Genomic DNA, 10592 nt, shown 5'->3' on the forward strand with positions numbered 1-10592 from the left:
GGGGTTACGAGGTGCGGTTGCGGTGGGGCTCGGGATCAGCCTACGTCGGCCCCGCCCAGGCGCTCGCCGGGAGCGATGCGCACCCCGGGCCCGCCCGCCGGCGGCTCAGTTGTCGTACTCGTCCAGCGGCGGGCAAGAGCAGACGAGGTTGCGGTCGCCGAAGGCCCCGTCGATCCGGCGCACCGGAGGCCAGTACTTCTCGGCGGCCGAGACGCCGCCCGGGAAGACGGCCTCGTCACGGCTGTACGGGTGGTTCCACTCGCCGCCCAGGGCCGCGGCCGTGTGCGGGGCGTTGGCCAGCGGGTTGTCGTCCGCCGGCCACTCGCCGCCCGCGACGCGCTCGACCTCGGCGCGGATGGCGATCATCGCGTCGCAGAAGCGGTCGATCTCGGCGAGGTCCTCGGACTCCGTCGGCTCGATCATCAGCGTGCCGGCCACCGGGAAGGACATGGTCGGCGCGTGGAAGCCGTAGTCGATCAGGCGCTTGGCGATGTCGTCCACGCTCACGCCCGTCGCCTTCGACAGCGGACGAAGGTCGATGATGCACTCGTGGGCGACCAGGTTGCCCGGGCCGGTGTAGAGCACCGGGTAGTGCGGCTCCAGGCGCTTGGCGATGTAGTTGGCACCGAGCACCGCCACCTGGGTGGCGCGCTTGAGGCCCTCGCCGCCCATCAGGCGCACGTACGACCAGGAGATCGGCAGGATGCCCGCCGAGCCCCACGGCGCGGCCGAGATCGGGCCGACGCCCGTCTCCGGGCCGGCGGTCGCCTGGAGCGGGTGGTTCGGCAGGTACGGGGCCAGGTGGGCCCGGACGCCGACCGGGCCGACGCCCGGGCCGCCGCCGCCGTGCGGGATGCAGAAGGTCTTGTGCAGGTTCAGGTGCGAGACGTCGCCGCCGAAGTGTCCCGGCTTGGCCAGGCCCACCAGGGCGTTCAGGTTGGCGCCGTCCACGTAGACCTGGCCGCCGGCCTCGTGCACCTGGGCGCAGATGTCGGCGACGTGCTCCTCGAACACACCGTGCGTCGACGGGTAGGTGATCATGAGCACGGAGAGCTCGTCGCGGTACTGCTCGATCTTGGCGCGCAGGTCCTCCGCGTCCACCTCGCCGTCGTCGGCGGTCTTGACGACGACGACCTTCATGCCGGCCATCACGGCGCTGGCGGCGTTGGTGCCGTGCGCGGAGGACGGGATGAGGCAGATGGTGCGCTGCTCGTCACCGTTCGCGCGGTGGTAGGCGCGCACCGCCAGCAGGCCGGCGAGCTCGCCCTGGGAGCCGGCGTTCGGCTGGAGGGAGACCTTGTCGTAGCCGGTGACCTCGCAGAGACGTTCCTCCAGCTCGGTGATGAGCGTGGCGTAGCCCTGGGCCTGCTCGATCGGCGCGAAGGGGTGCAGCTGGCCGAACTCGGGCCAGGTGACCGGCTCCATCTCGGTGGTCGCGTTGAGCTTCATCGTGCAGGAGCCGAGCGGGATCATGCCGCGGTCCAGCGCGTAGTCCTTGTCGGAGAGCTTGCGCAGGTAGCGCAGCATCGCCGTCTCGGAGCGGTGCTGGTGGAAGACCGGGTGGGTCAGGTACGCGTCCGAGCGCAGCAGGGCCTCGGGCAGCGCGTCGGCGGTGGCCTCGTCCAGGGCCTCGATGTCGGCCGTGACGCCGAAGGCGGCCCAGACGGCTTCGAGGTCGGCGCGGCGGGTGGTCTCGTCGCAGGAGAGCGAGACGTGGTCGGCGTCGGCCTGGTGGAGGTTGACGCCGTTCTCGCGGGCGGCGGCGACGACCTCGGCGGCCTTGCCGGGCACCCGGGCGGTGAGCGTGTCGAAGAAGGAGCCGTGCACCAGCTCGATCCCGCCGGCCGTCAGGCCCGCGGCGAGCAGCGCGGCGTAGCGGTGGGTGCGGCGGGCGATCGTGCGCAGGCCGTCCGGGCCGTGGTAGACGGCGTACATGCCGGCCATGACGGCGAGCAGCACCTGCGCGGTGCAGATGTTGCTGGTGGCCTTCTCGCGGCGGATGTGCTGCTCGCGGGTCTGGAGGGCCAGGCGGTAGGCCTTGTTGCCGTCCGCGTCCACGGAGACGCCGACGAGGCGGCCGGGCAGCGAGCGGGCGTGCTTGGCCTGGACGGCCATGTAGCCGGCGTGCGGGCCGCCGAAGCCCATCGGGACGCCGAAGCGCTGGGTGGTGCCGACGGCGATGTCCGCGCCCAGCTCGCCCGGGGAGGTCAGGAGGGTCAGCGCGAGCAGGTCGGCGGAGACGGTGACGATCGCGCCGAGCTCGTGCGCCTGGTCGATGACCGGCTTGATCGCGCGAACGGCGCCGGAGGCGCCCGGGTACTGGAGCAGCACGCCGAAGACACCGCGCTCGGCGATCTCGGCCGGGATGCCCTCGGACAGGTCCGCGACGACGACCTCGACGCCCGTGGGCTCGGCGCGGGTCTCGATCACGGCGATGGTCTGCGGCAGCGCGTCGGCGTCGACGAGGAAGACCCCGCCCTTGACCTTGCCCACGCGGCGGGCCAGGGACATGGCCTCGGCGGCCGCGGTGCCCTCGTCCAGCAGGGAGGCGCCCGAGGTCGGCAGACCGGTCAGGTCGGCGACGAGGGTCTGGAAGTTCAGCAGCGCCTCGAGGCGGCCCTGCGAGATCTCCGGCTGGTACGGCGTGTACGCGGTGTACCAGGCCGGGTTCTCCATGACGTTGCGCAGGATCACCGGCGGGGTGAAGGTGCCGTAGTAGCCCAGACCGATCATGGAGGACAGCACCTGGTTGCGGTCGGCGAGCGAGCGCAGCTCGGCCAGCACCTCGGCTTCGGTCCGCGCCTCGGGCAGGTTCAGCGCCTCGGCGGTCTTGATCACATCCGGTACGGCGGCGGCGGTGAGCTCGTCGAGGGAGCCGTAGCCCACCTGGGCGAGCATCTTGGCCTGCGCTTCGGCGTCCGGGCCGATGTGACGCTGCTCGAAGGGGATGCCCCGCTCGAGCTGGGAGAGCGGAATGCGGTTGGCGGTCATAACGGAGGCCTCCTGGTCGTATGACCTGCGAGGGGCACCACGGCGCGGGCACCCGGACGGCCTCCCCCTCTGTCATCTCAACCTGAGAGCTTCACCGGAGTCGCGGGGTTCGCCCGTGAGCTCCGGCTTTCACCGTCGGTGAGGGGAGGAGCCGGCACTGCGGGCCCGGCACCTGCCCCTGCTTTCCAGAGTGGCCTCGTCCGTGCGGTACGTATGCCTGAGAGATTCCGGGGAGGATTTGCTCCTTCGGCGCCTCCGTCGTACTCACTCGGAGGACTCTCCCGCACAGGGTCAACAGCCGTCACCCAGCCTACCAGCGAGGATCTCGACCCTCCCTCGAGTGGCCCCCTCTCCAAATATGCACTTTCGTAGTCATTACGCACGAGCTGTGCGCACTGCGACCGTACGGAGGGACCGTGCAGACCGACATCGATCCCCGCAGCCTGATCGGCCGCAAGGCGTTCGACCGCAACGGCGCCAAGATCGGCACCGTGGACGAGGTCTACCTCGACGACGCCACGGGCGTCCCGGAGTGGGCAGCCGTCCGGACCGGCCTCTTCGGACGCGACGCCTTCGTCCCCCTGGAACCCAGCGAGGTGGTGGACGACGCCCTGCGCGTGCCCTTCGACCGCTCCCTGATCAAGGACGCCCCCGACTTCGGGGTCGGCCGCCACCTCTCGCCCGAACAGGAGCTCCAGCTCTACCACCACTACGGGCTGGACGTGGCGCTCCCCTCCGACTTCCAGCACCCCCGCCCCCAGGACACCGCCTAGCCGTCACCGACGAGGGGCAGCGGATCGGAGGCCTCCAGGTCCGGGTCGTCCAGCCGGAAGGTACGGACCCGGCCGGGGGGCGATCCGGGCTGCTCGAACCGCACGGTCACCCGTCCGACCCCGCTGCCCTGCACCCACCCCGGCCCGTACACCGCGTGCCGTACGTCGCTCCCTGCCGCCCAGTGCCGTACGGGAGGCGCCTGCTCGGCCTCCGGGGCTGCCGGGGCCCCCTCCGGCGGCCCCGCGCTCCCGGCCGCAGCCGAGCCGCTCCCACCGGCCCCGGAAGGCTCCGGAGCCACCCCCTCCGCCTCTTCCCCGGCGGCGGCCAGCGCGTGGGCGAACAGGTCCTCCTGGGTGTAGTCCGCCAGCCCCGTCACCCCCACCCCAAGCAGCCGCACCCCGCCGGTGGTGTCCACGCCCTCCAGCAGCCGTGCGGCCGCCTCGCGCACCACCGCCGGGTCGTCGGTCGGCCCCCGCAGCGTCTCGGAGCGGGTCAGCGTCGAGAAGTCGTACCGGCGGACCTTGAGGACGATGGTCCGCCCCGAGTGCCCCGCCCCGCGCAGCCGGCCCACGCAGCGGTCGGCGAGCCGCTGCACCTCGTACCGGATCCGGACCCGGTCGTGCAGGTCCACGTCGAAGGTGTCCTCCACCGACACGGACTTAGCGTCCCGCTCGGCGACCACCGGGCGGTCGTCCAGCCCGAGCGCCATCCGGTAGAGGCCCACCCCGTGCGCCCGGCCCACCATCCGCACCAGTTCGTCCTCGCCGGCCTCGGCCAGCTCCCCCACGGTGGTGATCCCGGCGCGCCGCAGGTGCTCCCCGGTGGCCGGCCCCACCCCCGGCAGGGTGCGCACCGACATGGGTGCAAGCAGCTCCCGCTCGGTCCCCGGCTCGATCAGCAGCAGCCCGTCGGGCTTGGCCTCCTCCGAGGCCACCTTGGCCAGCATCTTGGAGCCGGCCAGGCCCACCGAGCCGCTGAGCCCGGTGGCGGCCCTGATGTCCGCGCGCAGCCGCTCGCCGGTGGCGCGGGCGCCCGCCGCGTCGAAGGCCGCTCCGCCCGCCTCCAGGTCCACGAAGGCCTCGTCCAGGCTGAGCGGCTCGACCAGCGGCGACAGCTCCCGCAGCAGGCCCATGACGAGATCGCTGACCTCGCGGTAGAGGCTGAAGCGCGGGATCAGGTAGGCGCCGTTCGGGCAGAGCCGGCGGGCCTGCGCGGTCGGCATCGCCGAATGCACCCCGAACCGCCGGGCCTCGTAGGAGGCGGTGGCCACCACCCCGCGCGGGCCGAGGCCGCCGACGATCACGGCCTTCCCGCGCAGGCTGGGCTTCGACGCCTGTTCCACGGCGGCGTAGAAGGCATCCATGTCCAGGTGCAGGATGGTCGGTGCGGCTCTCACAGCACCGATGCTGCCCCATGCCACTGACAACGCCGTGGTGCCGGCGCGCCCGGCGGCATCCGGGTCAGACGGCCCGGTTGCGCCGCGCGGCCAGCTCGTCGGCGGGATTGTGGCCGACCAGGGTCTCCCCCGTGTCCACGCGCTCCCCGTGCAGCTGGGAGAGCGCGTTCTCGACGTCGCGCCACACGACGCCCACCGCGATGCCGAAGACGCCCTGGCCGCCCTGGAGGAGGCTCACGACCTGGTCCGGCGAGGTGCACTCGTACACGGTCGCGCCGTCGCTCATCAGCGTCATGCGCTCGAGGTCGCGGAAGCCGCGGTCCCGCAGGTGCTGGACGGCGGTGCGGATGTTCTGGAGCGCCACCCCGGTGTCCAGGAAGCGCTTGACGATCTTGAGGACGACCACGTCGCGGAAGCTGTACAGGCGCTGGGTCCCCGACCCGTACGCGGGCCGGACGCTCGGCTCCACGAGCCCGGTGCGGGCCCAGTAGTCCAGTTGGCGGTACGTGATCCCGGCGGCCGCGCACGCCGTCGGCCCGCGGTAGCCGACCTCCTCGGGCGCCGGGCCCTCACCCACCGGCCCGACCGGCGGGGACGCCGGCTGACGGTGCGCGGATCCCGCCGCGCCGCCGTGCAGCGGGTACGGCCCACCGTCGCTCCGCGCGGGGGTGCCCCCGGTCGTACCGTCGCCCGTGATCCTCACGCCGACCCTCCGTCCTTGACCTGCCACCTCGAAGGTAGGCAGTGACCAGGGGTGCGTCAACGATCGCCACACTCGGCACGCCGAGTGATAATCACCCTGAGAGTGGTTTCCCGTACCCCGCTGCCGGGAAAGGCTACTCGAATGGGCTGACAGTTCCCGGTGAGCCGCGCGGCCTTCGGCGGGACTACTGGGGGCCCGTTCCGAAGTCCTCGGGGGAGATCTGGTCGAGGAACTCGCGGAACTTCTCCACCTCGTCCTCCTGCTCGTCGGGAATCGCGATGCCTGCGTCGTCGAGGACGCCGTCACTGCCGTAGATCGGCGTTCCCGTCCGCAGGGCCAGCGCTATGGCGTCCGACGGCCTCGCGCTCACCTCGACTCCACTGGCGAAGACCAGTTCCGCGTAGAAGACGCCCTCCCGCAGATCCGTGATCCGGACCTCGGTGAGCTCCTCACCGACCGCCTCCAGCACGTCCTTGAACAGGTCGTGCGTCAGCGGCCGGGCAGGGGCCATGCCCTGCTGCGCGAAGGCAATGGCGGTCGCCTCCCCAGGACCGATCCAGATGGGGAGGTACCGGTCGCCTCCCACTTCACGCAGGAGCACGATCGGTTGGTTGGAGGGCATTTCCACCCGGACACCCACAACGTCGAGCTCGTTCACACAGCAACCCTAGGACGTGCTCGGCAGGTTTGGGTAGTCGGGGCTCCCCCGGACCCGTCGGATCAGTGCGGACGGACCCCGAGAGCGGTCCGGACCAGGGCCTCGTGGAGCCGTACGGACAGCCCTGCGAGCTCCTTCATCGTGGCTTCGGCGTGCGCCCGGGTCTGCGGGTTGCGGTGGCGGCGCAGCGGGGCCACGAGCTGCTCCACCAGACCGGCCTCCCGGTCCGCCGCCGCCTTCATGGCCCGCAGATGGCGGGGCTCGAGCCCGAACCGGCCCAGTTCCGCGATCAGCCGGGCCACGGTGACGGTCTCGGCGTCGAACCCGCCGCCGGGGGCCTCGGAGATGAGCCCGTACGACTCCCACTCCACGAGCTGGACCTCGTCCACCTCGGCGGCGGCGAGCAGCTCGGCCCGGCCGACCCGGGCCACCGTCGGCCGCTCCCCGCCCGCCTCCCCGCCGACCGCGGGGGCACCCGCGGGATCCACGGACTCCCCGTGCGCCGCGGGTGCGGGGATGCGGATCTGCTCACCGCGGTCGAGCGCGTCGAGCTGCTCCCGGATGACCTTCAGCGGCAGGTAGTGGTCGCGCTGCAGGCGCAGGATGCGCCCGAGCCGCTCCACGTCGTCCGTGCTGAACTTGCGGTATCCGGAAGGTGTGCGTCTGGGCTCGACGAGCCCCTCCGCCTCCAGGAAGCGGATCTTGGAAATCGTCACTTCGGGGAACTCGTCGCGCAGCATGGTCAGCACCATGCCGATGCTGACCAGCTGCCGGGACGAGCCGGCGGCGCCGTTCTTCGAGGCGCCGCCCGTCGGGGTACGCAGCATGGAACCTTCCCTGGGGTCCCCCCGGGGGTGTCCGGGGGTGGGGTGCCCCCCGGACGGTGTCCGAGGGGGTCAGGCGCCCCGCAGGCTCGCGTAGAAGCACAGCCGGTACTTGCCGATCTGCACCTCGTCGCCGTTGTGCAGGGCGACGGAGTCGATCGGCTCGCGGTTCACGTACGTGCCGTTGAGGCTGCCCACGTCGGAGACGGTGAAGCCGCCCTCCGGGCTCCGGCGGAATTCGACATGCAGGCGGGAGACGGTGATGTCGTCCAGGAAGATGTCGCTCTGCGGATGCCGGCCCGCCGTGGTCAGTTCGCCGTCCAGCAGGAAGCGGCTGCCCGAGTTGGGTCCGCGCCGCACGATGAGCAGGGCGGAACCGGGGGGCAGCGCCTCCACCGCGGCCTGGGCCTCGGGGGACAGCGAGGACGGAGCGTGCTGGCCCGAACCCTCGGCCTCGTAGGCCTCCAGGCCCGAGATCGAGATGGTGGACGTGGTCTCCGAAGCGCGCTCCGGCGTCAGACCCGGCCGCAGCGGCGCCCCGCAGTTGGAGCAGAAACGGCTCGCCGCATCGCTGCGGTGCCCGCACCTGCCGCACGTCTGCTCGGCCGACATGGACGGCTCCTCGCGCCGCGGCTGCCCCGCGGAGGCACTGGTGGCATACGGGTCAGAGGCGTACCCTCCACCCGCACTTGAGGCTGATGGGTCACCGAAACCTATGCGTCCGGAACCAGCGGGGTCAACGGACGACGCGCCGCGCGCCCCCGCGTCACCCGGGCCGGCCACCTCGTCGCGGAAGAGGGGCCTGTCGCCCTGCCCTTCCGCTTCCGGCTGCCCCGCGCGGTGCCGTGCCGCACCGCTTTCCTCGTTCTTCTTCTTGCCGAACAACTTCTCAAACAACTTCACGGGCGATTCCCCTTGACCGAAACAGACCCGCCCGTGGGGCAGGACGAACTCTGCATGCACACACCTGCCGACCCGGACATTCTGACAACGTCCGTAACCACCAGACAGTTTCCACCACGCACGGCGACTTCCGTGCGTCGACCCCCCGCAGGCGTCGGCCCGCGTGAGCCTGTCCACGTCGCATCCCTCATCACGGCGATGACGACCGAGCGTAGTCAGGCTGCTTCGCAGCCCGCAAGGCGTCCACAACGATCTTCGCCGACCGTGTGACGGCGACCGTGGCCTGTTCCTTCTCCATGGTCTGCACGACACCGCCCGGGATGTTCAGCGCCGGCTCCAGATCCTGCGGTTTGCCGATCACCCTGAATTCATAGGGTTGTGTGATCTTCTTACCGTCGATGCCGACCCCGCCGCCCTCGTCCGAGAAGTACGACCCCGCCACGACACGCACACCGTTGATCTGGATCGCCTCGGCCCCGGCCGCCCGCAGCTCCTGGAGGGTGTCCAGCAGCTGGTCGGACCGCACCTGGCCCTTGGTGTCGGTGATCCGCAGCGTGATGCCCGGGCCCTGTGCTGCCACCGTACCCGCCAGGATGCCCAGTTGACGCTCCTTCTCCACCGTCTGCCGACGCGCCTCCTCGGCCTGGTTGGAGCTGCTCTGCAGCTCCTTGCGCTGGTCTTCCAGCCGCTGCTTCTCGTCCTCCAGGCGCTGGGTCCGCCCGTCCAGCTCGTCGAGGATGCGGACCAGGTCCTCCTGGCGGGCGCCGCGCAGCGGGGCGCTGGAGTCGCTGTTCGAGCGGACCTGGATCGCGAGGCCGAGGCCCAGGACGAACAGCAGCAGCGCGACGATCAGTTGGGCCCGGCTGAACCGCGGCGGCCACAGCCCGGCGGCCAGCCGCTGCCGGCCGGTCTCCTCCGGCCCGGCCGGGCCGGGCTCCTGCCGGGGCTCCTGCGGCCGGGGCGCGCCGGCCGGGGACCCGTGCTGCCCGGGGACCTCCGGCTCACCGGGCGGGGTGTTCTGCGTGCTCATCGGCCTCACGCCCGGAAGACGTGCCGGCGGATGGCCGCGGCGTTGGAGAAGATCCGGATGCCGAGGACGACGACCACGCCCGTCGACAGCTGGGAGCCGACGCCCAGCTTGTCGCCGAGGAAGACGATCAGCGCGGCGACGACCACGTTCGACAGGAAGGACACCACGAAGACCTTGTCGACGAAGATGCCGTCCAGCATCGCGCGCAGGCCGCCGAACACCGCGTCGAGCGCGGCGACCACGGCGATCGGCAGATACGGCTCCACCACGGCCGGCACCTCGGGCCGGACCAGAAGCCCGGCCACCACTCCGGCCAAGAGGCCCAGTACCGCGATCACGATGCACCCTTCTTCGGCTCTTCTGCTGTGGCTGTGCGGACGGTCAGGCTCGACGCGGCCGGCAGCCGTACCTCGTCCATCGGGGTCAGGCTGTAGCGGATCCCGTAGCTCTCCTGGAGGACGTGCAGGTACTGCCCGTCGACGGAGTCCTGGAACGCGGTCCCGAGCCGTTTCCCGTCGCCCACCGCGAGGACCTCGTAGGGGGGCACCAGCGGCTTGTTGTCGACCAGTATCGCGTCGCCCGCGGCCCGGATCGCCGACAGCGCCGTCAGCCGCTGCCCGTTGATCGAGACGGCTTCCGCACCCGCCTGCCAGAGCCCGTTGACGATCCGCTGCATGTCCCGGTCGCGCACCCGGCCGGTGTTCGAGAACCCGGCGCTCTCGCGCGGGCCGCCACCGCCGCCCGACGAGGCGCCCTTGGCATCGTCCACCACCAGCTTGACGCCGGGACCGCGCACCTCGGTTGCACCCGCCAGCAGTTCCACCAGCCGGCCACGCTCTCCGACCTGCTGCTTCAGCGCGGCGCGCTGCCGGTCCGCGACCTCGGTGCGCAGCCGCTCCATGTCGCGCTCCAGCCCGTCCGCGTGATCACCGGCGCGCCGCACCCGGTCGATCAGCTCCTGGCGCTCCTTGGCCAGCACCGGCGCCGCCACCCGCGCCTGCGCCGCGCCGAGCGTGACGACCATGGCGGCGATCACCAGGCCGGCGGCGAGCGCCAGCTTGGCCTTGAGGGTACGGGGCAGCCCCGCCGTACCGTCCGCCTCGCGCCGTGCCGCGGCTTCCGCATAGCCCTCGTCCAGGCTGTGGTCCATGACGTGGGTCAGCAGCGACATGGACGCGTCCGGGCGCGCCGGCGGTGTTGCCGAACTCCGGTTGGTGGGCGGCTGCGACATGCCGCACATCGTCGCATGTCGGCGCCGCCCACACCCAATGCGCTCGTCCGGCGGGCCGGGGCGGGTGGCTCCCCGCACCCGG

10 protein-coding genes and 1 riboswitch are annotated in these 10592 nt (G+C 72.0%); of the genes, 1 reads left to right on the forward strand and 9 read right to left on the reverse strand.

Annotated features, from left to right (window positions below):
• Positions 1-105 precede the first annotated feature (105 nt).
• Positions 106-2991 (reverse strand): aminomethyl-transferring glycine dehydrogenase, encoded by a 2886-nt coding sequence (gene gcvP, locus AB0D45_RS33805; RefSeq protein ID WP_362466329.1) that lies wholly within the window; start codon positions 2989-2991, stop codon positions 106-108.
• 195 nt (positions 2992-3186) lie between these two features.
• Positions 3187-3285, reverse strand: a riboswitch (glycine riboswitch).
• Between the two features lie 122 nt (positions 3286-3407).
• On the opposite strand from gcvP, the gene AB0D45_RS33810 reads away from it, so the two are divergent.
• Positions 3408-3764 (forward strand): PRC-barrel domain-containing protein, encoded by a 357-nt coding sequence (locus tag AB0D45_RS33810; protein ID WP_361609233.1) that lies wholly within the window; start codon positions 3408-3410, stop codon positions 3762-3764.
• Here AB0D45_RS33810 and AB0D45_RS33815 read toward each other — a convergent pair.
• The 8 genes from AB0D45_RS33815 to AB0D45_RS33850 form a co-directional block, all read right to left on the reverse strand.
• Positions 3761-5161 (reverse strand): DNA polymerase IV, encoded by a 1401-nt coding sequence (locus AB0D45_RS33815; RefSeq protein ID WP_362466332.1) that lies wholly within the window; start codon positions 5159-5161, stop codon positions 3761-3763. The genes AB0D45_RS33810 and AB0D45_RS33815 overlap by 4 nt on opposite strands.
• A 64-nt stretch (positions 5162-5225) precedes the next feature.
• Complete coding sequence (locus AB0D45_RS33820; protein ID WP_362466335.1) at positions 5226-5864, reverse strand: MerR family transcriptional regulator; 639 nt, start codon at positions 5862-5864, stop codon at positions 5226-5228.
• Positions 5865-6048: 184 nt separating this feature from the next.
• On the reverse strand, positions 6049-6522 hold the full coding sequence (locus AB0D45_RS33825) for a bifunctional nuclease family protein (RefSeq protein ID WP_007262890.1): 474 nt from the start codon (positions 6520-6522) through the stop codon (positions 6049-6051).
• A gap of 62 nt (positions 6523-6584) precedes the next feature.
• Positions 6585-7349, reverse strand: coding sequence for a MerR family transcriptional regulator (locus tag AB0D45_RS33830; RefSeq protein ID WP_362466337.1), 765 nt, complete (start codon positions 7347-7349; stop codon positions 6585-6587).
• Between the two features lie 69 nt (positions 7350-7418).
• Positions 7419-8309, reverse strand: a complete 891-nt coding sequence (locus tag AB0D45_RS33835) for an FHA domain-containing protein (protein ID WP_361609224.1) — start codon at positions 8307-8309, stop codon at positions 7419-7421.
• A 130-nt stretch (positions 8310-8439) separates the two neighbouring features.
• Complete coding sequence (locus tag AB0D45_RS33840) at positions 8440-9279, reverse strand: DUF881 domain-containing protein (protein ID WP_362466340.1); 840 nt, start codon at positions 9277-9279, stop codon at positions 8440-8442.
• Between the two features lie 5 nt (positions 9280-9284).
• Positions 9285-9617, reverse strand: a complete 333-nt coding sequence (locus tag AB0D45_RS33845; RefSeq protein WP_030010496.1) for a small basic family protein — start codon at positions 9615-9617, stop codon at positions 9285-9287.
• Positions 9614-10519: a DUF881 domain-containing protein gene (locus AB0D45_RS33850; protein ID WP_362466343.1), complete on the reverse strand. Its 906-nt coding sequence runs from the start codon at positions 10517-10519 to the stop codon at positions 9614-9616. The genes AB0D45_RS33845 and AB0D45_RS33850 overlap by 4 nt, the downstream gene beginning before the upstream one ends.
• Between the last annotated feature and the right edge of the window lie 73 nt (positions 10520-10592).

Source organism: Streptomyces sp. NPDC048352, from assembly GCF_040651895.1.
GTDB lineage: Bacteria > Actinomycetota > Actinomycetes > Streptomycetales > Streptomycetaceae > Streptomyces.